Origin of the sequence: Solirubrobacter phytolaccae (assembly GCF_027587195.1) — a bacterium.
GTDB classification, from domain to species: Bacteria; Actinomycetota; Thermoleophilia; order Solirubrobacterales; family Solirubrobacteraceae; genus Solirubrobacter; species Solirubrobacter phytolaccae.
Window position 1 is genome coordinate 1 of sequence record NZ_JAPDDP010000004.1, and the last position, 21,190, is coordinate 21,190.

The 21,190-nt window shown below is 72.2% G+C and carries 24 protein-coding genes; 10 read left to right on the forward strand and 14 right to left on the reverse strand.

The window, feature by feature from the left end:
• Positions 1 to 390: putative immunity protein (locus OJ997_RS02880; protein ID WP_270023495.1), on the forward strand; the 390-nt coding region annotated here is incomplete at its 5' end.
• Here OJ997_RS02880 and OJ997_RS02885 read toward each other — a convergent pair.
• Entirely contained in the window at positions 326 to 1,474 is a 1,149-nt protein-coding gene (locus OJ997_RS02885) for an ROK family protein (RefSeq protein ID WP_270023496.1), read from the reverse strand. The genes OJ997_RS02880 and OJ997_RS02885 overlap by 65 nt on opposite strands.
• Positions 1,475 to 1,527: 53 nt before the next feature.
• On the opposite strand from OJ997_RS02885, the gene OJ997_RS02890 reads away from it, so the two are divergent.
• Positions 1,528 to 2,712, forward strand: coding sequence for an MFS transporter (locus tag OJ997_RS02890; RefSeq protein WP_270023497.1), 1,185 nt, complete (start codon positions 1,528 to 1,530; stop codon positions 2,710 to 2,712).
• Here OJ997_RS02890 and OJ997_RS02895 read toward each other — a convergent pair.
• Positions 2,709 to 3,689 (reverse strand): aldo/keto reductase, encoded by a 981-nt coding sequence (locus tag OJ997_RS02895; RefSeq protein ID WP_270023498.1) that lies wholly within the window; start codon positions 3,687 to 3,689, stop codon positions 2,709 to 2,711. The genes OJ997_RS02890 and OJ997_RS02895 overlap by 4 nt on opposite strands.
• A 102-nt stretch (positions 3,690 to 3,791) precedes the next feature.
• Between OJ997_RS02895 and OJ997_RS02900 the strand changes: the two genes are divergently transcribed.
• Positions 3,792 to 4,685, forward strand: coding sequence for a helix-turn-helix domain-containing protein (locus OJ997_RS02900; protein WP_270023499.1), 894 nt, complete (start codon positions 3,792 to 3,794; stop codon positions 4,683 to 4,685).
• Here OJ997_RS02900 and OJ997_RS02905 read toward each other — a convergent pair.
• From OJ997_RS02905 to OJ997_RS02915, 3 genes are all read right to left on the reverse strand, one after another.
• On the reverse strand, positions 4,650 to 5,111 hold the full coding sequence (locus OJ997_RS02905) for an SRPBCC family protein (protein ID WP_270023500.1): 462 nt from the start codon (positions 5,109 to 5,111) through the stop codon (positions 4,650 to 4,652). The genes OJ997_RS02900 and OJ997_RS02905 overlap by 36 nt on opposite strands.
• A gap of 5 nt (positions 5,112 to 5,116) precedes the next feature.
• Positions 5,117 to 5,539: a hypothetical protein gene (locus OJ997_RS02910; RefSeq protein ID WP_270023501.1), complete on the reverse strand. Its 423-nt coding sequence runs from the start codon at positions 5,537 to 5,539 to the stop codon at positions 5,117 to 5,119.
• A 306-nt stretch (positions 5,540 to 5,845) separates the two neighbouring features.
• Entirely contained in the window at positions 5,846 to 6,208 is a 363-nt protein-coding gene (locus tag OJ997_RS02915) for a hypothetical protein (RefSeq protein WP_270023502.1), read from the reverse strand.
• A 23-nt stretch (positions 6,209 to 6,231) separates the two neighbouring features.
• Here OJ997_RS02915 and OJ997_RS02920 point away from each other — a divergent pair, with 23 nt between their 5' ends.
• The 3 genes from OJ997_RS02920 to OJ997_RS02930 are packed head-to-tail and all read left to right on the forward strand — an operon-like array spanning position 6,232 to position 7,643.
• Positions 6,232 to 6,807: a hypothetical protein gene (locus tag OJ997_RS02920; RefSeq protein WP_270023503.1), complete on the forward strand. Its 576-nt coding sequence runs from the start codon at positions 6,232 to 6,234 to the stop codon at positions 6,805 to 6,807.
• A gap of 2 nt (positions 6,808 to 6,809) precedes the next feature.
• Complete coding sequence (locus OJ997_RS02925; RefSeq protein WP_270023504.1) at positions 6,810 to 7,037, forward strand: hypothetical protein; 228 nt, start codon at positions 6,810 to 6,812, stop codon at positions 7,035 to 7,037.
• A 48-nt stretch (positions 7,038 to 7,085) separates the two neighbouring features.
• Positions 7,086 to 7,643 carry a cupin domain-containing protein gene (locus OJ997_RS02930; RefSeq protein WP_270023505.1) on the forward strand — a complete coding sequence of 186 codons (558 nt, stop codon included), beginning with the start codon at positions 7,086 to 7,088 and terminating at the stop codon, positions 7,641 to 7,643.
• Positions 7,644 to 7,953: 310 nt separating this feature from the next.
• Here the strand turns inward: OJ997_RS02930 and OJ997_RS02935 are convergent, their stop codons facing one another.
• The 6 genes from OJ997_RS02935 to larA all read right to left on the reverse strand — a co-directional run bounded on the left by OJ997_RS02935 (position 7,954) and on the right by larA (position 11,692).
• Positions 7,954 to 8,529, reverse strand: coding sequence for an O-methyltransferase (locus OJ997_RS02935; RefSeq protein WP_270023506.1), 576 nt, complete (start codon positions 8,527 to 8,529; stop codon positions 7,954 to 7,956).
• Positions 8,526 to 9,578, reverse strand: coding sequence for a glycosyltransferase family 4 protein (locus tag OJ997_RS02940; protein ID WP_270023507.1), 1,053 nt, complete (start codon positions 9,576 to 9,578; stop codon positions 8,526 to 8,528). Before OJ997_RS02940 ends, OJ997_RS02935 begins: the two co-directional genes overlap by 4 nt.
• Positions 9,579 to 9,733: 155 nt before the next feature.
• On the reverse strand, positions 9,734 to 9,907 hold the full coding sequence (locus OJ997_RS02945) for a hypothetical protein (protein WP_270023508.1): 174 nt from the start codon (positions 9,905 to 9,907) through the stop codon (positions 9,734 to 9,736).
• On the reverse strand, positions 9,904 to 10,068 hold the full coding sequence (locus OJ997_RS02950) for a hypothetical protein (RefSeq protein WP_270023509.1): 165 nt from the start codon (positions 10,066 to 10,068) through the stop codon (positions 9,904 to 9,906). Before OJ997_RS02950 ends, OJ997_RS02945 begins: the two co-directional genes overlap by 4 nt.
• A 42-nt stretch (positions 10,069 to 10,110) precedes the next feature.
• A complete protein-coding gene (locus tag OJ997_RS02955) occupies positions 10,111 to 10,314 on the reverse strand; it encodes a cold-shock protein (RefSeq protein WP_270023510.1) in 204 nt (67 codons plus the stop codon).
• 127 nt (positions 10,315 to 10,441) lie between these two features.
• Complete coding sequence (gene larA / locus OJ997_RS02960) at positions 10,442 to 11,692, reverse strand: nickel-dependent lactate racemase (protein ID WP_270023511.1); 1,251 nt, start codon at positions 11,690 to 11,692, stop codon at positions 10,442 to 10,444.
• A gap of 56 nt (positions 11,693 to 11,748) precedes the next feature.
• Between larA and OJ997_RS02965 the strand changes: the two genes are divergently transcribed.
• Positions 11,749 to 12,663: a MerR family transcriptional regulator gene (locus tag OJ997_RS02965; protein ID WP_270023512.1), complete on the forward strand. Its 915-nt coding sequence runs from the start codon at positions 11,749 to 11,751 to the stop codon at positions 12,661 to 12,663.
• Positions 12,664 to 12,672: 9 nt separating this feature from the next.
• Here the strand turns inward: OJ997_RS02965 and OJ997_RS02970 are convergent, their stop codons facing one another.
• Both OJ997_RS02970 and OJ997_RS02975 read right to left on the reverse strand, forming a co-directional pair.
• Positions 12,673 to 15,612 (reverse strand): PQQ-dependent sugar dehydrogenase, encoded by a 2,940-nt coding sequence (locus OJ997_RS02970; RefSeq protein ID WP_270023513.1) that lies wholly within the window; start codon positions 15,610 to 15,612, stop codon positions 12,673 to 12,675.
• 52 nt (positions 15,613 to 15,664) lie between these two features.
• A complete protein-coding gene (locus tag OJ997_RS02975; protein WP_270023514.1) occupies positions 15,665 to 18,367 on the reverse strand; it encodes a PQQ-dependent sugar dehydrogenase in 2,703 nt (900 codons plus the stop codon).
• Between the two features lie 115 nt (positions 18,368 to 18,482).
• Between OJ997_RS02975 and OJ997_RS02980 the strand changes: the two genes are divergently transcribed.
• Genes OJ997_RS02980 through OJ997_RS02990 form a run of 3 tightly spaced genes read left to right on the forward strand, consistent with a single transcriptional unit; the run spans position 18,483 to position 20,622 of the window.
• Positions 18,483 to 18,929 (forward strand): hypothetical protein, encoded by a 447-nt coding sequence (locus OJ997_RS02980; RefSeq protein WP_270023515.1) that lies wholly within the window; start codon positions 18,483 to 18,485, stop codon positions 18,927 to 18,929.
• Positions 18,926 to 19,789, forward strand: coding sequence for a hypothetical protein (locus OJ997_RS02985; protein ID WP_270023516.1), 864 nt, complete (start codon positions 18,926 to 18,928; stop codon positions 19,787 to 19,789). The genes OJ997_RS02980 and OJ997_RS02985 overlap by 4 nt, the downstream gene beginning before the upstream one ends.
• Positions 19,786 to 20,622, forward strand: coding sequence for a hypothetical protein (locus tag OJ997_RS02990; protein ID WP_270023517.1), 837 nt, complete (start codon positions 19,786 to 19,788; stop codon positions 20,620 to 20,622). The genes OJ997_RS02985 and OJ997_RS02990 overlap by 4 nt, the downstream gene beginning before the upstream one ends.
• Position 20,623: 1 nt before the next feature.
• Here the strand turns inward: OJ997_RS02990 and OJ997_RS02995 are convergent, their stop codons facing one another.
• Positions 20,624 to 21,118 carry a PadR family transcriptional regulator gene (locus OJ997_RS02995; protein ID WP_270023518.1) on the reverse strand — a complete coding sequence of 165 codons (495 nt, stop codon included), beginning with the start codon at positions 21,116 to 21,118 and terminating at the stop codon, positions 20,624 to 20,626.
• Positions 21,119 to 21,190: the final 72 nt, after the last annotated feature.

Genomic DNA, 21,190 nt, shown 5'->3' on the forward strand with positions numbered 1-21,190 from the left:
GAGGGCGGGCTGCTCAGTGGGCACTGGACCGGGCACTACCTCAGCGCGCTCGCGCAGGCCGCGGTCGCTGCGGCGCGCGCCGCGGGGCAGGCCGCCGCCGTCGCGCACATGGGCGCGCACGCGTTGGGTGCCGCCGCCTACGCCGCCAAGGCCGCCGGGTTGGCCGCGGCCGACCAGGACGTCGCCGTCGCGCAGGAGGTCCGGTGGCAGCTGGACCGGATGTCCGCGCCCGTCGCGGAGGCGCTGCGAAGGCTGCCGCTCCTCGGTGAGGATCGCGCCGGGCCGCTCGGTCCGGGCCTGCTGGCGTCGGGCCTCCAGGGCGCGATCATCCGCGAGCTGCAGGACGCGCTGGCTCCGCGGCCCACTCCGCCAGCGCGTCCGGCTCGGTGAGGTGCGTGAAGCCGAGGTTGAGCGCACCGCGGGCCGGGCCGCGGTCGCCGTGGACGCTGTCGCGGATCGGTGGTGGCGCGTCGCGGTTGGTGAGCATCAGACCGCGGTCGTAAGCCCGGGCGAAGGCGTCGGGAGCGGCCGCGCGGACGAGCGGTGCGAGCCCGGCGATGGTCACGACGTCGGGGTCGTGCGCGTTGACGAGGCCGGCGATCCCGGCACCGAGCGCGCCCGCGACGTCCTCCACCGCGGCGCTGCGCTCGCCGGTCCGCAGCGTGGCCCGCGCGTACCCCTCGGGGTCGGTCGGGCGAGGATGGCCGGCGAGGCGCGCCAAGGCTTCGCCGTCGACCGTCCGGCCCCAGCACCCGTGGGCGCCGCACGGGCACGCGAGGCGCGGATCGCCGAAGGGGAGATGCCCGAACTCGCCGCCGCGACCGCGCGCGCCGCGCACCGGCTGGCCGTCGACCAACAGCACGCCGCCCAGGCCCTCGGTGACCATGAGGTGCAGGGCCACCGCGTGCTCCCGGGCGGCGCCGGTCCAGGCCTCGGCGAAGCCACCGAGCGTGGCGTCGTTCCCGGCGAGCACGGTGACCTCAGGCGCCAGCACGCTGAGCTCGACGTCGGTCCAGCCCCGCACCGTGAACTGGACGAGGCGCGTGCCCGAGACCGTGCCGGCCGCGGCGACCACGACCGCCCGCACACGGCCGGCCGAAGCGCGGAGCACGTCGTGCACGTGGGTGGCGACCTCGTCCAGCACGCGCGCCGGCGGTTCGTCGCCGATCGCCCCCGACGCCACCGGTGTCGTGTGTCCCGCCAGGTCCCCGCTGCTCACGGCCCAATCGCGCGCCCGGAGCTCGACGACGACCACCAACGGGCCGCGCGGGTGCGGCTCCAGGATCGTGGTCGGCCGTCCGGGGCCGGCGGCGGCCGCCCGGGTCTCGGTGAGCAGGCTCGCGTCGCGCAGGCGCCCGACGGTCTCGGCGAGCGTGCCGCTGGACAGCCCCAGCTGCTCACCGGCGGTCCGGCGCGTGATGCCGGGCTCGCGGTGCACGAGCCGCAGCAGCTCCGAAGCCGTGGCCCAACGCACCCGGGCTGATCGCGAGACGGACATATACTCGGTGGCCGAGTATATTGGTCTGGATGGACTCGCGGAACGAAGCACGCGCCGGCCTGCTCGTGCTGGCGCTGGCGGCCTTCACCGCGGTCACCACCGAGATGCTGCCGGTCGGCCTGCTGCCGCAGATCAGCGCGGCGTTCGCCCACAGCGAGTCGACCACCGGCCTCCTGATCAGCCTCTACGCCGTGATGGTGATGCTGCTGGCGGTGCCGATGACGCTGGCCACGCGGCGCGTTCCGGGCCGACGGCTGCTGCTGATCGCGATGGCCAGCTACACGCTGAGCAACCTGATCTGCGCGCTGGCGCCGTCGTTCGAGCTGTTCGCGGCCGCCCGGGTTCTGGGCGGCGTCACGCACGCCGTGTTCTTCTCCGTCTGCATCGGCTACGCGTCGCGCCTCGTGCCGGTGGAGCGCGCGGGGCGGGCGCTCGCCCTCGTGTCCGCGGGGCCGTCCGCGGCCTTCATCCTCGGCTCCCCGCTGGCGACCGCGCTCGGAGAGGCCGCCGGCTGGCGGGCGGCGTTCGTCGTGCTCGTCGTGCTCGGGCTCGTGACGTTCGCGCTGCTGGCGACGGTGCTGCCCTCGGCGCAGGCGCCACCGGCCGCGCGCGCGGCGGCCGTCAAAGGCCAGCGGCGGGACGCGGTCACGGTGATCGCCGCCAACGCGCTGACCTACCTCGGCCAGTTCACCGTCTACACGTACGTGACCGTGATCCTGCTGCGCGCCGGCGCGTCCGAGTCGGCGGTCGCGCCGCTGCTGTTCCTGTTCGGCGTGTTCGGGATCATCGGCCTCTGGCGGGCCGCGCCGTTCCTGGACGCCGAGCCGCGCCGGGCGGCGATCGTGATCCTGTCGGTCGTCGTCGCCGGCGTCCTCGCCATCGGCGTGAGCCTGCCGTCGCTCGTGCCCGTGGTCCTCGCGGGCATCGTCTGGCTCGCCGCGTTCGGTCCGGTGGCGTCCCTGATGCAGAGCGCGACGATCCGCGCCGACGCCATCTCGCCCGAGCTCTCCGGAGCCTGGATCAACGCGACCAGCAACTTCGGGATCGCGGGCGGCGCGCTGCTGGGCGGCATCGTGCTCGACGCGCTCGACGTGCGTGCGCTGGCCTGGGTCGGCGCGGCGCCGATCGTCCTCGCGCTGGCGCTGTTCGTGCTCAGCCACGACCGCGCCGGCGCGCGGCAGCGGTTGCTGCGCCGCCCGGGAGTGAGTTTCTAGCGGTCGATCGTCGCCATGTTGGCGTCGTCGTGGCGTGCGCCGGCGGCGGGCTCGAGGTCGTTGAGCCGCTCGAGCTGCGCGGCGGTGAGCTGAACCGCGTCGGCCGCGGTGTTCTCCTCGACGCGGGCGACACGGCGGGTGCCGGGGATCGGGGCGATGTCGTCACCGCGCGTGAGGATCCACGCGAGCGCGGTCTGCGCGGGGGTCGCGCCGATCTCGGCGCCGATCGCCCGGACCTCGTCCACGAGCGCAAGGTTGCGGCGGAAGTTCTCGCCGGTGAACCGCGGGTTGGTCTTGCGCCAGTCGTCGTCGGCGAAGTCGTCGACGATGCGGATCTGCCCGGTGAGCAAGCCGTGCCCCAGGGGCGAGTACGGGACGAACCCGATCCCGAGCTCGCGCAGCAGCGGCAGGATCTCCGCCTCGACGTCGCGCGTCCACAGCGAGTACTCCGTCTGCAGCGCGGAGATCGGCTGCACCGCGTGGGCGCGGCGGATGGTCTCGGGCGACGCCTCGGAGAGCCCGAAGTGCAGGACCTTGCCCTCGGCGATCAGGTCCGCCACGGCCTGCGCGGTCTCCTCGATCGGCGTGTTGGGGTCCACGCGGTGCTGGTAGAGCAGGTCGATGTGGTCGGTGCCCAGGCGCTTGAGCGAGCCCTCGACCGCGGCCTTGACGTTCGCGGGACGGCTGTCGATCACGCCGGGGCCGCCGCCGTCGTGCGAGACGAGGCCGAACTTCGTGGCGATCTTGACCTGGTCGCGGCGGCCCTTGACTGCCTGACCGACGATCTCCTCGCTCAGGAACGGGCCGTAGATCTCGGCCGTGTCGATGTGGGTGACGCCGAGGTCGAACGCGCGGTGGATGGTGCGGATCGACTCCGCGTTGTCCAGCGCGCCTTCGCTGGTGTAGGTCCCGGCCATGGTCATGGCGCCGAGGCCGATGCGGGAGACCTCGAGGGTCCCGAGGAGTGCGTGCTTCATGGACCCCAGCCAAGCGCCGTCTTCGCGCGGGTGGGAGTCCCTGTCGAAAGGGGTACTGGCAGGGACTCCCTGGCCCGGCCGAGGGCGCGTAGGCTCGATGCCGTGGACCCGAAGGAGGAGATCCGAGCGTTCCTGACTTCCCGGCGCGGCCGGACCACGCCCCAGGATGCCGGGATCACGTCCTACGGCCCGCGGCGCGTGCCCGGACTACGGCGCTCGGAGGTGGCGGCGCTCGCCGGGGTGAGTGTCGAGTACTACACCCGCATCGAGCGCGGGAACCTGTCCGGCGTCTCCGACTCCGTCCTCGATGCGCTGGCCGATGCGTTGGGGCTCGATGAAGCCGAGCGCGGTCATCTCGTCGACCTCGCCCGCTCGGCCCAGCCCGCCGGCACGCCGCGCCGTCGTCGCGCGACGCCCAAGCAGCAGGTCCGGCCCGACGTGCAGTGGCTCCTGGACTCGATCACCGGCGCCGCCGCGTTTGTGAGCAACGGCAGCCACGACGTCCTGGCCGCCAACCCGCTCGGCGAGGCGCTGTGGTCGCCGCTGTTCGCCAAACGCGACCGGCCCGTGAACTCCGCCCGCTTCCTGTTCCTCGATCCGGTCGCGTTGGAGATGTACCCCGACTGGGACCGGATCGCGACCGAGACCGTGGCGATCATGCGCCACACCGCCGGCGCGGACCCGCGTGACCGCAGGCTCTCCGAGTTGGTCGGCGAGCTCTCGATGCAGAGCCAGGCGTTCCGGACGCGCTGGGCCTCCCACGACGTCCGCTTCCACAACTCGGGCACCAAGCGCCTCGTGCATCCCGTCGTCGGTGAGCTCACGCTGCACTTCCAGCGCTTTGACGTCGCCGCCGAGAGCGGCCAGACGATGTTCACCTACACCGCCGAACCCGGTTCACGCTCCGCCCAAGGCCTGGACCTGCTCGCCAGCTGGGCCGCCGCCCCACGCCGCGCCGCGTCAGTGCTCGACGAACGCGGCGAGGTTGGCCAGTGAGGAAGCGAGGCCGGCCGCGTGATCCTCGGCGGAGATGCCGGCGGGGACATCCACAGCGCGAATCTCCACGCGCGTGCCGGCGGCGACGGTCGTGACCTCCCAGGTCATGGTCATCGTGCCGGCGTAGGCGGGGTCGTCGTGGACGAAGTCGACGGCCTGCACGACCCGCACGCCAGGGACGATGTCGACGAAGCGGGCCTCGACGATGTCCGTGTCCGCCGTGGCCTTGCCCGGTGCGGTCGAGGCGTCCGCGTACGTCAGCACGAGCCGGTATGAGCCGCCGGGGCGGGCATCGAACCGCTCGAACACGCCGCTCATCCCGTCGGGTGGGAGCCAGGCCGCGAGCGACTCGGGATCGACGAGCGCGGCGTAGACCCGCTCCGGCGGAGTAGAGATCACCCGGGAGGCCGTGTCCGTCCGTGCCATGCGGTTCAGCGGGTGACGCCGACGTCGACGCGTGTCACCCGCTGCGCTCCGCGTGCTCGGCTGACCTTGTAGTGGAGTCCGATGTCCCTTCCCGCCGCAGCGCCGCTGAGGAAGATCCAGCCCGTGGGCGAGTCGTTCATGGAGACGCGGAGGTCCGCCGGGTCGGCGAGCCGCGAACGACGGTCGGCCGGGATCGACGGCCTGGTCCGGCACCGGAACGCGTCGAGCTCGGCGCCGCCCACGCTCCGGCACGCGGCGGCGGCATCGTCCCGGCGGATCGCGAGATCGTAGGCGCGCACGGCGTCGACGGCTGCTCGTTCCGCTGCCGTACGAGGCGGGTGAGCCGTGTCGGACACCGTCACGGTGCCGGTTCCACACCCACCGACCGCCAGCGCCGACAGCGCGGCGCAGATCCCGAAGGCTCTCACGGCGTTGAAGGTAGCCGCATTGAAACGAACTCGGCCCCGCTGGTCAGGCGGGGCCGTTGTTCGTTCGCATCTTCAGGCCGGCGTCATCCGTGGGAGCGAGCGCGGTCCGGGGGAAAGGACAAGGGCGACTCGCTGGGAGGACTGGAGGAGGGAGAGAGAGGAGTTCCTGGTGTCTTCGGCTTGGAGAGTGTCTTTCGACACTGGGAACTCTCCCACTCGGCGCGGGTCGATCTTTGGGTGGAGGCTGGCGTCTGGGGGTGTGGCCAGTCGTGCTTTCGAGGTGGGGAAAACCGCACCCCCGTGCGCTCACCCGACCCGGTGGTTGGACATCGACGTCGGCGGCGGGAACGCCGACGGCGGCGGGTCGGCGACGTACCAGGTGAGCTCGAGGTGGCTGAGCCAGCCGTCCTCGACCCAGACCATCACGGCACCGTCGTCGTAGTCGGCGGTTGCGATCGGCTTCGCGGTGTACTCGACCGGTTCGGCGGCGGTCGGGTCGACGCGGAGGCTGATCGTCGGGCACGGGCACGCGCAGCCACTCAACGCCTCCGCGGCGTCGACCTGCGCGAGCAGGACGTCCCGCTCGGGTACTCCGGCGCGCTCGATGAGATCTCGCAGCGCGGCGCGCTCCGGCGGAGACAACGGACGGGGGAACGAGACGCTGGGCACGAGACTTCATTGATAATGGCTCGTTGCCCTGGGACGAGGACCAGATACTGCTCGGCGGCTTCCCGGCCTCTCTCCGTGATGACGTGCTGAGCGTCCTACGCGCACTTCCGCCGCGCACGTACCCCGCCATGGAGCGCCGCGAGGCGGTGCACGTCTCCGGCGAGGAGGTGGCGGTCCCCTACCGCATCCACTACCCCGAGCTCGAAGCCGACACGCTCGTGGCGATGAGTGATGGACAGCAGCTCGTCGCCGGCTGCTTGTACTCACGCCACGGCGACGGCCACGTCCGAGAGCGTGCGATCGCTCGGGTCGTCGACTCGACGGAGCCCTGGGTGATCCCGTACGTGCTCTCCCTGCTGGGCGAGTACGTCTTCCAGATCTGCGCGCTGGTGCACGAGGAGGCGCCGCTGACCTCGCCCGCATACCAGGACTTCGCGCGTGCCAACCGCCAGTTCCTCGCCCTCACCGAGAACCGCGCCAACAGCTACTGGGGCGAGTACCACCGCTTCCGCTATCCGCGCCGTCGCGAGTATCCCGCGCTCCTGGCGCTCGATCAGCTGCGAGGTTGCCCAGACGCTGAGGATGCAATGCTCAAGTAGCGATGATTGAAGAGACCCGAGACGAGTGGACGATTCATCACTTCAGCCAGTCGAACCCGGTCGGGCCGGGGCAGGGCTTCGTGCCCGCGCTGCTCCGGCGGGTGGCCGACTCGATCGAGGAGCTGGGTGATGTCGACGTGCAGGACATCACGTTCTCGTCGGAGGTCACCGGCGAGGAAGACGACCTGACGATGACGGTCTACTACCACCGGCAGCCGCGCCGCGTGTAGCCGGCCGCTCGCGGGAAGAAAGCGCCACGTCTTTCCGTCAGGTGGTGCATGACGAAGATCGATGCATCCGCGCGACGGCGGATCGTGAACCCGGTGCAGGGCGACGCCGTGACGTTCCTCGAGACGAGCGAGGAGTCCGGCGGCGAGCGATCGCTGGGTGAGCTGGAGGTCGCTCCGGGCGGCAAGGTGACGCCGCACTACCACCTGAGCTACACGGAGCGGTTCGAGGTGATCGAAGGTCGGCTCAGCGTCATGGTCGGCGACGAGCGTCTGATCCTCGGGCCGGGCGAGGAAGCGACCGTGCCGATCGGGACGCTGCACGCGTGGTCCAACGAAGGCGACGAGCGGGCGGTCGCACGGGTGGAGCTGCGGCCGGGGCAGCCGGGCTTCGAGACTTCGCTGCGCGTCGCGTACGGGCTGGCCGCCGACGGGCGCGTGCGCAAGAACGGGATGCCGCGCAACCCGCTCCACGCCGCGCTGCTGCTCGAGTGGGGCGACGGTCGGCTGCCCGGCGCGTACGCGATCCTCGAGCGCGGCCTGCGGCTGCTCGCGCGAGTCGCCCGCGCCGCGGGCGTCGACCGACGCCTCGAGCGGCGGTACCCGTAGGCGTTAAAGAACTCGGCCCCGCTGGTCAGGCGGGGCCGTTGTTCGTTCGCATCTTCAGGCCGGCGTCATCCGTGGGAGCGAGCGCGGTCCGGGGGAAAGGACAAGGGCGACTCGCTGGGACGACTGGAGGAGGGAGAGAGAGGAGTTCCTGGTGTCTTCGGCTTGGAGAGTGTCTTTCGACAATGGGAACTCTCCCACTCCGGGCGGGTCGATCTTTGGGTGGAGGCTGGCGTCTGCAAGTACGGCCAGTCGTGCTTTCGAGGTGGGGGAAACCGCACCTCGTGTCCGGGCAACCGGACGCCTCGCGTCGTCAGAGTCGCGCTCGCCCTCCGCGCGCGAGACGCTCCGCCGCGAGGAGCTCGAAGCCGAACTCGGTGTCGCGTTCCCACGCCTGTGCGATCTCGCGCTCACCGTGGCGGTCGATGTCGTCGAGGAGGACCACGGCGTCGGGTGCGAGCCGGTCCGCGAGCACCGGCAGCGCCGGGTAGCGGCTGAGCCCGGTGCCCGGGTCGAACGCCGGCGGGCCGTCGACCAGGAGCACGTCGATGTGCTGGGGGAGGGAGCGCAGCGCGTGCTGGGCGTACCAGGGCAGGCCGTCGCGGGCGAGCGGGTGCGGCTCGAGCGGGGCCAGGACGACGCGCGCGGTCTCGGCGAATCCGGCAGCGGCCAGCGCGTCGCGGACACGCGCGGCCCACGCGGCGTCGTGCTCGAGCGAGACCAGGCGTCCGGCGCGCTCGTGGATGAGCTCGGCCAGACGCAGCGTGCTGAAGCCCGAGCCGCATTCCACGACCGTCGGGTGCTCGCGCGCGCTGACTTCCGCGCAGACGACGGCGAGCCCGGCGGGCGTCATCGCACCGGTGGACCACGTCAGCGGCTCCGCGCTCATGCCGGGACCGGCGTTCCGACGGACCCGCGGGAGAGCAGGCCGCGGTAGGTGTGCTCGTAGACGTCCGCGACGCGGGCGGGCTCGAACTGGTCGGTGTAGTCGCGCAGCGGGCGCGGGCGGGGCAGCTCGCCGTCCAGCACCACGCGCAGCGCGGCGGCGAGGGCGTCCGGATCCTCAGGCGGGACGATGATGCCGCGGTCGTCTCCCAACGTCGTCGGGAAGCCGTCGACGTCGGTGCCGATGACCGGCACGCCGTGGGCCAGGCCGATGATCGCCGTCTGCGAGAACGACTCGTCGCGGGACGGGATCGCGAGCGCCGCGGCACCGGCGATGTAGGCGCCGGGGTCCGGTACCCAGCCGAGAAAGCGCACGCGCGTCTGCAGGTTCAGCTCGCGCACCTGCTCCTCAAGGACGGGTCGCAGATGGCCGTCGCCGAGGATGAGCGTCACGGGCGGGGCGCGCAAGCGCCCGAGCGCGGCCAGCAGGAGGTCGGGACCCTTGTCCGCGTGCAGCCGTCCGGCGAAGACGATGCGGGGAGTGGGCAAGCCGGCTCGCGGCTGATCCTGGGTTCCGACGACCGGCGAGAGGCCTTCACGAAGCCGCTCCGGCGGGAGGCCGTGCGCCAGCACCGTGTCGCGGGCACTCGGCCCGTGGGCGAAAAACACGTCGACGCGGTCGAGCCCGGCGCGCAGCTCGTCGGGGTAGGCGCGATCGGGCCAGAGGTACTGGTTGTGCTCACTCGCCACCAACGGGGTGGCCGCGGACGTCGCGACCGCGGCCGCCCACCATCCCCCGAACATGTGGGCATGGACCAGATCCGCTCCCTGCAGCTTCGGAGCGAGCCAGCGGGCGAACGCCGGGGCCGGCGTCCACTGCACGTTCCCGCCGCCGCCCCAGACCGTCGGCTCGACACCGTGCCGGCGCGCGAGCGCGAGCCCATCCGCGCTCGCCCACCCGCACAGCAGCTCCGAGGCGATTCCCCGACCGCGCAACTCGGCCATCACGCGCAACATCGACAGCTGCGCCCCACCCGGTTCCAGCTTGGCCATCACGCGCACCGTGTTCACAACGGCGCAGCGATACCACCGCGCGCCGGCAACCGCGTGAACAGACGGGTCACCAGGCCCCTTAAACGCGAACGGCCCCGCTAGTGGCGGGGCCGGGGAGCGTTGACCTGTCGCCCCGAGGGCAACAGGCGGGACTACTAGCCGCGAGAAGCCGACGGGCGCGGCTTGCGCTTCGGCGTCGGGTTCGCTTCCGCGACGCGACGGCGCTCGGCCGCCTCGTCCTTGAGCTTCTGCTGGTGGGCAGCGAACTCTTCGCTGCGCTCGGCCGGGGAGGCCGAACGCGGCCGCGGACCGGGCTTGGGCGGCGTCATCGGGAGACCGCCGAAGCGAGCCGCTGGGCGGCTTCGCGGGCCTTCACGACGTCACGCTCACGCGCGGCGATCGTCCGCCGCTCGGCAGCGATGCCGACCGCGGTGGTGACCGACGTGCGGCGGGTCTTGGGAGTGCGGTAGTGCGGTTGGGACTGACTCATCGAGCCGGCCTCCGATCCAATCGTGTGTGGGTCGCCGCGCAGCTAGACCAGCGAGACCTGCGTCGCGTTCGGACCCTTGGGGCCCGACTCGGCGACGTAGGAGACCTTCGCGCCCTCGGCGAGCGTGCGGAAGCCGCCGCCGCTGATCTCGCTGTGGTGGACGAAGAGGTCCTTCGAGCCATCGTCCGGGACGATGAAGCCGAAGCCCTTGTCGTCGCTGAACCACTTAACGGTGCCGGTCGTCATCGCCGGTCCTCCAAAAATATGTGCTGAGCGAGCGGAGGAGTTGCGATAACAACAATCTGCGGCGCCGTGCACGGCGGTGCCGGGCGCAATTGCCCGACCTGTAGACAGGAGGCTAGCAGTTAATTGGTCAGGCGACGTACGCGATGGTCTGCGGACCCTCGGGTAGCACGCAGACGGTCGCGGAGGAGCCCTCGGCGGCGACGGTCGCGCTGATGTCGCGCGTCTGCTCGATGTGCACGGCGCGCAGCTCCTCGTCGGACAGGTGCCCCGTGTGCATCACGAGCCGCGCATGATCCTGGATGTTGTATTGGATCTGCACCTGCCACTGGTCAGGCGTGACGTGGTCGGCCTGCTTGAGCGCGTCGAGGAACTCCCGCGGTGACGCGTGCTCCTCGAGCAGCTCCCGGTAGGACCCGTGACCCGGGAAGCCGTCGCGGCACTCGGCGGCGCACACGATCAGCCCGCCCGGCTTGACCACCTTCGCCGCGGCCGACATGCCCTTCACGGCCTGGTAGAGGTTCTGGTCGAGCGGATAGCCGGAGTTGCTCGTCACGACGACGTCGAACAGCGCCGGCACGGCCTGCATCGCGAAGCGCTGCGCGGCCGCGCACGCGGCGGCGTGCATCGGCCCCAGCTCACCCGCGAACGCTTCGATCACGCGCTGCTCGCGGTTTAGGATCACGTCGAACGCGAAGTGCGGCGGCGCGGCCGCCGCGGCGGCGCGGATGTCCGCGTGGACCGGGTTGTCGTCGATCTCGCCCCAGGTCGCGCGCGGGTCGCCGATGCGTGCCGCGTCGTGCAGCACGAGCACCGTGTCCAGCCCGGCCAGCCCGGGCGTGACGAGCTTCGGCCCGCCGCTGAAGCCGGCGAAGAAGTGCGGCTCGACGAACCCGGTCGTGATCCGCAGGTCGGCCTCGACCCACTCGGAGTTGATCCACACCGGCACGCCGTTGCCGTGCTCGCCGAGGAACGTGAGCGTGGACTTGTCGCGCGCGTCGTGGTTGACGACCCGGATGCGCGAGACGACGTCGTCGCCGAGCATCGCCCGGATCTCCTCGTCGGAGTTGCCGCGGTGCGTGCCCGTGGCGACGAGGATCACGACGTCCTCGTCCGGCACGCCGAGCTCCTCCAGCACCGCCGGGATCATCTTGTCGCGCGGCTGCGCACGCGTGCCGTCGCACATGGAGATCGCGACCTTCATCCCGGGCTTGACGAGCTCCCGGAGCGGCGGGCCGGCGACCGGCTTGCGCAACGCGTCCCGCAGGACTGCGACCTCGTCCGGCGCACCCTCGTGGTACGCGGGTTCCACGACGGTGGTGCGGTCGTCGGGCAGCTCGACCTCGAGCCCTCCGACGCCATAGGCGAGCCGGACCTTCACGATCGGCAGAATATCCCCCTTGACTCTCCAGTCGGTGGAGACCTGAGACTGGCTGCATGACCGCCCTGCTGAGCATCGGAGAGCTTGCGAGTCGCACCGGCCTGCCCGTGCGGACGATCCGCTTCTACTCGGATGCCGGCGTGGTGCCCGAGACGGAGCGGACGGAGGCCGGATATCGCCTGTACGGCGAGGACGCGCTCGTCCGGCTCGGGCTGGTGCGGACCCTGCGCGACCTGGGGATCGACCTCGCGACGATCCGCCGGGTGTTGGAGCGTGAGGTCAGCGTGCCGGACGTCGCGGCGGCGCACGCCGCGGCGCTCGCCGCGCAGATCCGCGTTCTGCGCGTGCAGAAGGCCGTGCTGGAGGCGGTCGCTCGAAAAGGCAGCGACCCACAGGAGATGCAACGGATGCACAAGCTCGCACAGCTGAGCGACGACGAGCGCAAGCGGATCGTCGCCGGGTTCCTCGACGACGCGTTCGACGGGCTGGACATGGAGCCCGGGTTCGCGGCGCACATGCGTTCGGTCTCGCCGGACCTGCCGGAGGACCCGACGCCCGAGCAGGTCGACGCCTGGATCGAGCTCGCCGAGCTCGTCCAGGAGCCGGACTTCAAGGCGTCGATCCGGCGGATGTCCGAGCAGCACGCGACGGCGCGGGAGGCGGGGGAGAGGCTCGCGCCGGACGCCGGCTGGCAGCGCGCCGCGGAGCTCGTCAGCGAGCACGCGGGCAGCGCCTTGGCGGCGGGGCTGGACCCGGCGAGCGACGAGGCGGCGGCGGTCGTCGACGAGGTCCACCCGGTGTTCCCGGGCGCGCTGTCACCGGCCGCGCTGGCGGACCGGCTCGAGGTCGGCCTGGACCCGCGCGCCGAGCGCTACTGGCAGCTGCTGGCGATCATCAACGGCTGGCCGCCGGTGCCGACGACGGTCCCCGCGTGGGCGTGGTTCGTCGCCGCGTTGCGTGAGCGCGGCTAGCGACGCTGATCAGCGGACGGCGGTCTTGCGGTCGGTCGCGACCTGCGCCGGCGTGAGCGCGCCGGCGTATAGGCGGATGTCGTCGAGCCGGCCGATGATGCCGCTGAAGCGCAGCTCACTCGCGCTGCGGGGCGGCGCGCCGGCTCGGCGCTTGCTGCTCGCGAGCTTGCCGTCGCGGTAGACGCGGACGGTCGTGCCGTCGTAGGTCAGCGCGACGTGCGTCCAGCGGTTGCGGGGGAGTGAGGCGGGCGCGGACGTGGTGCCGACACGGCCGCCGCTCGTAGACAGCCGCAGCGCGGACCCGCGCTGCGCGATCGTCCCCGGCCGGGTCGCGTAGACCCACGCCTCCAGCGTGAACGTGTCCAGTCGCGGCGGGCGCACGACGAAGCGGTTGCGGCCGTCGAGTCGCAGCGCCCGTCCGTGGCGCCCGGGGGCGCGCTTGGCACCGGCGGGACGATCGTCGAACGCCCAGGCGCCGAGCAGCGTGGCGCGCGCGGGCGCGGGAAGGACGACGGGCGGCTCGAACGGCGGCGGCAGCGGCGTGAGCGGCGGGCCGACGTCATCCGGAAGCACGACGGGCGGCGCGGGCGGCTCCGGCGTCTCGGTGGGGACGGGCGTCGCCGTGTCGGTCGGCGTGGCCGTCGGGGTCGCGGTGGGGGTCGGCGTCGGCGTGCCCGTGGGCGTTGGCGTCGGCGTGCGCGTGGCAGTTGGCGTCGGGGTCGCCGTGGGCGTGGGCGTCGGCGCCGTGAACCGCGCCGTGTACGTCACGCCGCCCGAGGCGGGCGCGACCACCCAGCCCGCCGACGACGGTCCACCGGTCCAGCCCGAGAACGTGTACGGCACGCCGCCGAGCGACTGCGGCGACCGCGCCCCGACCGAGTTCTGCGACTTGGCGAGCACCGTGCGCGTGAACGGCGTCACGAGCGTCTCGCTGCCGAGTGAGGCCAGCAGCCCGGCGGGCTCGGTGCGCACGGTCAGGTCCGCGGTGCGCGGGTCCAGCCGGACGGTCCGCGTCGTCGTCAGCCCCGCGGCGTCGACCGCGGTGAGCGAGAGCTCCAGGTGTGACGGGTACTCGTGGTCGGGCGCGACGAAGCTCCCGGAGCCGACGCCCGCGTAGTCCTGGATGGCGTGCGTGTGGCAGACGGTCGCGTCCGTGCGCGAGCAGTGGCGCAGCGAGAGCGACCAGGTGAGCCGGGAGGCGGCGAGCGTCGCGCCCGCGCTGTTGCGGGCCGACCCAATGAAGGTGATCGTGTCCCCGACCGCCCAGGTGGTGGTCGCGGTCGGCGCGCTGATGGTCACCGTCGGCGGCGCGCCGATCGTGATCGTCTGCGTCGCGGTGCCGGAGAGCCCGGCGGTGTCCGTCACGCGCAGGCGCGCGGTGACGCTGCCGGGCGAGCGGTACGTGTACGAGGCCCGGGCGGTGGCGGCGTCGTCGTAGGCGCCGTCGCCGTCCAGATCCCACGCGTACGTGAGCGGCCGGCTCTCGGGATCGGTCGACTTCGTGCCGTCGAAGGTCACGCTGAGCGGCGCGACGCCCTCGCTCGGCGTGGCCGTGATCCGCGCGGTCGGCGCGTTGTTGTCGGCCGCGATCCGGTGGACCTTGCCGCCCAGCAGGTCGGCGTAGTAGAGGGCGCCGTCCGGGCCCTGGGTGAGCCACACCGGGCCGTCGGCCTTGGCGGCGAACGTCTCCCGCGTGCTCATGTCCGGCAGACCGTCGGCGCCCTTGTAGACCACCCAGATGCATGCGCGTGAGTAGTCGCTGAAGAACAGCGCGTCCGTGTACGCGGCCGGGAACGAGCCGCCGGTGTAGAAGTGCAGGCCGGAGATCGAGCTCGAGCCGGTGGTGCACGTCTCGCCCGGGACCACCTTCTCGTTGTGGTGGTAGGCGAAGTACGGGGCGGTCGCGCCGCCCTCGGTGTAGAGCGACTCGCACGACGTGGTGTTGAGCGAGTCGTACGCGCCCAGCTTCGGCGTGCCCTCGTAGCACGGCCAGCCGTAGTTGCGGACCTGCGCGAGGTTCTGCGTGCGGTTGATCTCCTCGTACGTGTTCCAGCCGACGTCGCCCGACCAGATCTCGCCCGTGCCCGGCCGGAACGTGAACCGGAACGGGTTGCGCATGCCGTACGCGACGATCCGCCGGCGGTTGACGTCGGCGTTCCCGATCGCGGGGTTGTCGGACGACGCGGCGCCCGTGTCGGGGTTCACGCGCAGGATCGAGCCGTTGAGCGCGACGGCCTGGCCGGCGGGGCGGCGGAACGCCTGCGAGCGCAACGCGCCGCCTTGCGAGCTCGACGCGGACGGCGTCGCACCGGCGGTGCCGGGCGGGTCGCCGCACGGGTTGACCGGGTTGCCGTCCTGGCCGTAGTCGGCCCAGTTGAAGGAGGCGCCGTCGCCGCTGGAGACGTACAGCTGGCCGTCGGGGCCGAAGTCGAGCGAGCCGAGGGAGTGGCTCGGGTACTGCTGGCACCAGTCCTCGATCAGCACCGTCTCGGTGCCGTTGGCCGCGAGCCGGCTGAGGCGCCCGCTGATCACGCAGCCGTCGCCCGTCGGCCCGGGCGGGGTCGGGCAGGTGTCACCCCAGCGGGGCTGCGTCGCGCTGTTCGGCGCCTTGTCGTACGCGTACAGCACGTACACGTAGGGACGGCCGGTCGTGAAGTTCGGGTCCAGCGCCATGCCCAGCAGCCCGCGGTCCCAGTAGTCGTGGACCTTCGAGCGCAGGTCGACGAACGCCGTCGGCGTCGTGTCGTCGAGGGAGTCGAAGACGTTGATCACGCCGCTCTTGCCGGCGATGAACACGCGGCCGTCCGGCGCGAAGCGGATCACCGTCGGATTGCCGAGCCCGCTCCACTGGGTGGTCTGCGTGAACCCGCTCGGCAACACGACCGCGCGCGCCGAACCGGCGCTCACCAGCGTTCCGAGGACGACGAGCATGACGATCAGTCTCCGCACGACACCGAACGTAAAGCGCGCGGCGCGTCCTGGCGCGTGGATATCCGTCCACTCAGCGCACGGCGGCCCGCATGTCGCGGGCGAGCTGCGGCGCGTCCAGCGCACCGTCGTACAGGCGGACGTCGTCCAGCCGGCCCACGAACGCGCCGAAGCGCAGCGGGCTCGTGCTGCGCGGGAGCGCCCCGCGCTTGGTGGCGATGAGCTTGCCGTCGCGATACGTGCGCAGGGCCGTGCCGTCGTAGGTCAGCGCGAGGTGCGTCCAGCGCTTGCGCAGCGTGGTCGGCAGGCGGAAGGCACTCCCGCGCTGCGCGACGGTCCCCGCGCGCGTCGCGTACACCCACGTCTCGACCGTGAACGCGTCGAGCGGCTTGGGGCTAACGGCGAAGCGGTTGCGGCCGTCCAGGCGCAGCGCCTTGCCGTGGCGGCCGGCCACACGCTGCTTGGTGCCGGTGTTGAAGCCCCACGCGCCGAGCAGCTTCGGGGCCGCGGGGAGGCCACCGAGGTCGGGCGGCAGGAACGGGATCACCCGAGGCGGATCCTCCGGCGGCGGCGTGGCGGTCGGCGTGGCCGTGGCCGTGGGGGTCGGCGTCGGCGGTGGCGTGAAGCGCGCGGTGTAGGTGGCGGTGCCCGAAGCCGGCGCCGTGACCGACCCGCCGGGCGTGACCCCGCCACTCCAGCCCGCGAACGTGTAGGGCACGCCGCCGAGCGTCTGCGACGCCTTCGCGGCGACCGAGTTCTGCGACCGCGCCATGACCGTGCGCGTGAACGGTGCGACCGCGAGCTCGTTGCCGAGCGTGAGCTCCAGGCCGGGCGGGTCGCTCGCGAGGGTCAGGTCGACCGTGCGCGGATCGATCCGCACGACCTTCGTGGCCAGAAGCCCGGCTCCGTCGACGGCCGTCAGCGAGAGCTGCAGGTGCGACGGGTACTCGTGGTCGGGTGCGACGACGCTCGCGCCGGCCTTGCCCACCCAGTTCTCGACCGGGTGCGTGTGGCAGAGCGTCGCGTCCGTGCGCGCGCAGTGCCGGATCGCGAGCGACCAGGTGAGCGCGGACGCCGGCAGCGAGGCGCCCGTGCTGTCCTGCGCGCTGCCGGAGAAGTCGAGCGTCTCGCCGACGGTGAACCGGTCCGGCGCGGTGATCGCGACCGTCGGGAGCGCGCCGATCGTGATCGTCTGCGCCGCCGTGTGGCTCTGGCCGCCGACCTCCGTGACGCGCAGGCGGGCGACGACCGTGCCGGGGCTCGTGTACGTGAACGTGGGCTTGGCGGCGGTCGAGTCGTCGTACTCGCCGTCACCGTCGAGGTCCCACGCGTAGCTCAGCTCACGGCCTTCCGGGGCGGTCGACCCGGTGCCATCGAAGGCCACGTCGAGCGGCGCGAGGCCCTCCGACGGCGTGGCGGTCACGTGGGCGGTCGGCCGGTTGCCGCGCCACTCGATCCGGCGGATCGCGCCGGTCAGCAGGTCCGCGTAGTAGAGCGCGCCGTCCGGGCCCTCGGTCAACGAGACGGGGATGGCCACGTCGGAGGCGAACGTCTCGAGCGTCGACATGTCCGGCAGGCCGCCGGCGCCCGCGTAGGCGACCCACACGCACTGGCGCGAGTGGTCGCTGAAGAACAGCGCCTGCTTGAACTTGGCCGGGAAGGCATCGCCCGTGTAGAACGCCAGGCCGGAGATCGACCCCTGCGCGGCCGGGCACGGATCGCCGGGCACGACCGGCACGCCGTGGCGGTAGGAGAAGTACGCGTCGCTCGTGCCGTTGTGCGCGTACAGCGCGTCGCACGTCTGATTGCCCATCGTGCCGAACGCCCAGTGCAGCTCCGTGCCCTCGTAGCACGGCCACCCGTAGTTCGGCACGTTCGCGACGTCCTGGAGGCGGTTGATCTCCTCGATGAAGTCCGCGCCGACGTCGCCGATCCAGAGCTCGCGCGTCCCGGGCCGGAACGTGAAGCGGAACGGGTTGCGGAAGCCGTACGCGATGATCCGCCGGCGGTTCTCGTCGGCGTCCGCGATCGCCGGGTTGCCGGCCGACGCGGCGCCCGTGTCCGGGTCCACGCGCAGGATCGCGCCGTTGAGCACGACGGGCTCGCCGGCCGGTCGGCTGAACGACTGCGACCGCAGCGAGCCGCCCTTGGCCGAGGTCGGGTCCAGCGGATCGACCGGGTCCCCGCACGGGTTGCCGTTCTGGCCGTAGTCGCCCCAGTTGAACGAGGCGCCGTCACCGGCGGAGACGTACAGCTGCCCGTCGGGGCCGAACTCGAGCCCGCCGACCGAGTGCGACGGGAACTGCTGGCACCAACCCTCGATCAGCACGGTCTCGGTGCCGTCGGGCGCCAGGCGCGAGAGCCGCCCGGAGATCACGCACCCGTCCTCGGTCGGGCCGGGCGGGGAGGGGCAGGTGTCGCCCCAGCGCGGCTGCAGCGGGTTGCCCGGCTCCTTGTCGTAGGCGTAGAGCACGTACACGTAGGGTCGGCCGGTCGTGAAGTGCGGGTCCAGGGTCATGCCGAGCAGGCCGCGGTCCCAGTAGTCGTGCACCTGCTCGCTGAGGTCGACGAACCGCGTCGGGCTCGTGTCCTCGAGGCTGTCGAACACGTCGACGGACCCGCCCTTGCCCGCGACGAAGACCCGCCCGTCGTCGGCGAACCGGGTCACGACCGGGGCTCGCAGACCCGACCAGACGGTCGTCTCCGTGAACCCCTTGGGCAGCACGACGGCCGAGGCCGAGGCGGCTCCCGCAAGCAGCACGAGAACCGCAACCATCAATCCGACAAGCCTCCGCACTCGTCGGAATCTAAACCGTCGGGCGCCGGGCGTCGTGAACATTCGTCCACGCCGCGCTTGCGCAGCGAACGTCGTGAACCTAGGGTGACCGCCGATGGAGACGGGCACGGAAGCTCGCCGGGGGATCGGCCCGGCCTGGGTCGCGGTCGCGCTGGGCGTGGTCGTGGCGCTCGCGCTCGCCGTCACCTCACGCTCCGAGGGCGTGCCCGGCCAGCCGCTCGAGCTGCAGACCTTCCAGGCGATCGGCAGCCGTGACAGCGCGATCGCCGTCCAGGTCGGCGTTCGCAACACCGGCGAAGTCGACCTCGAAGTGCTCGACGCGTGGATCCCCGACCTCGACGACGTCCACTTCGGCAGCGGCACCAACGCGCCCACGAGCACGGTGCGCGCCCGCGCGGACGGCACCTTCGCCCTGCGCATCCCGACGTTGTGCCCGAACCCGCCGGCCCTTGACCGGGTCAACGTCCGCGTGCGCATCAACGGCCATGTGCACGCGCAGTCGCTCCGCTTCCCCGGCGCCGTCCGCTGGAAGTGCCGATGACCGCGATCGCCGCTCCGACCACGCTGCGCCCCGGGTGGCTCCGGGCGTTCTGGGTCACCTTGTGGGGCCTGCTCGCCGCCGGCGTTGCGGTGACCCTGTTGCGGTTCGCGCTCACCGATGTCGTCCAGTGGCCGGACCCGCTGGGCCGCGCGCCCGGGGTGGGCTGGCCCTGGCGGATCGAAGGGCCGTGGAGCCTGGCCGCCGACATCGGCCCGGCGCTGCTGTTCGGCTGCGCGTTCGCGTGGCCCGCGCTCTCCGTCGTGTCCGCGGACACCACGATCTCACCACGCCGCGCGCCGACCGTCGTCGTCGCCACCGGGCTCGCGCTGGTCGTGTGGCACGACGCGTACATCCAGCTCAACCTGCTGGCGATCGTCCCCCTGACCCTTGTGGTGCGCCACGAGGCGACGCGCCCGCGGCGCCCGCTTCGCCGCCGCCCGCTGACCATCGGCCTCGTGGCCGTCGCGGCCGTCGCCCTGGCAACCGCCACCGTCTCCTACGGCCGCGTGAACGCCCTCAGCGCGGAGTGGGGGCCGGTTAGCACGAGCAATCGCGGCCACGAGTACCTCACCATCCCGCTGCGCGGCCTCGGCCCTGAGATCGTCAACCTGGAATCCGTGCGCGTGCCTGGCCGGCCCGAGGTCGTGATCCGCGCCTGGAACTGGATCGGCAACGGGGTCGGCGGGATCGACGGCCTCAGCATCTTCGCGGGAGAGACCCGGACCCTCGCGCTGCGCATGCCGCAAGGGTGCTCCGCCCCGATCCGGGTCGATCGGCTCGACGTCCACATGAAAGTCGGCGATCGCGAGCACCACCAGGTCGTGCGGCTCGGTTGGCTGCGGGACGTCCCCTGCGGATGACTGCGCTCGCCGCACAGACGTCCCGCGTGCTCAAGCCGTCGTGGTGGGAGGCGATCTCGGCCGTCGTGGTCGGGGTGATCTTCGCGTTCGGCGCGATGATCGGCCTGGCGTTCGTGGGGCTGGCTATCGGGATGCCGTCGCCGTCCGACGGGGGCACCAACGGCCTCGTCCCGCCGTGGCGTCTGGAAGGTCCGTGGAGCGCTGTCGCGAACATCGGGCCGCTCCTGTGGATGGGCTTCGCCTTCGCCGGGGGCGTGGAGCTGATGCTTCGGGACCGGACGAGCATCGCCAGGTGGCGCGTCCCGCTCGTCGTCGGCGCCGCGGCGCTCGGGGCCTTGCCGACCGAGGGCGACGGCTGGTCGGTCAGCGGATGGGTCCCGTTCGCCCTGCTGGTGATCCTCGTGCGCGAGCTCGCGACCCGCGAGCGCACGCCGCTGCGGTGGACGCGGCTGACCGCCGGGCTCGCAGTGATCATGGGTGTCGCGCTGATCGCGGCGACACTCTCCTACGGATTCCTACACCCGCTCAGCGCCACGATGGACACCGCCGTCGATCATCGCCCGCGGGACGGCAAGCTGGTCCTCAGCGGCTACCTGCAGAGCCACGGACGTCCCGAAGTGCGGGTACTCGCCACCACGGCGCCCGGGGCGGAGACCGTGCGTTTCCGGCCCGGAGAGGTGGTCGACTTCGACCGCGGCCGGTTCGAGCTCGTGGTCCCGTGCGGGGCGATCTTCGACGTCGATCGCCTGAACGTGCGTGTGCGCGTGTTGGGACGGGACGTCGACCAGGTGGTGCGCCTCAACCAGCGCCCGTCCGCCGGCTGCATGACCTAGCTCAGCGCTGCTCGCGCAGCCAGTCCTGCATCACGCTGGACGTGCGGAGGCCGAGGTCGACCGTCTTGCGGAACGGGTGCTCGGGGTTGGCCGCGTCGATCTGCTCGGCGATCTGGCGCAGGTTCGCGACGTACTCCTCGGCGTAGGCGAGCTCGCGGTCGACCGCGGCGCGGCGGTCCTCCGGTTTGAGCAGGCCGAGCAGGAACCAGCGCACGGCGGTCTCGTTGCGCTGGCTGCGGTTCGCGTCAGTCTCGATGAGCCAGGTGCGGATCTCGTCGTAGCCGGCTTCGGTGACGGCGTAGGTGCGGCTGTTGCGGGCGCCTTCGCCGACGACCTCGACCATGCCCGCGTCGGCAAGCCGCGCCAGCTCGGGATAGATCTGGCTGTGGCTCGCGTGCCACGCGGTGCCGAGGGACTTGTCGAACTTCTGCGCCAGCTCGTACCCCGTCGCGGGCTGGGTGGCGAGGAGACCGAGAAGCGCGTGGCGGAGCGACACCGCGGCTCATCCTACTCGACCACATGACAGAATTGACATGTCGAACTTGACACGTCGAGCATGACATGTAAA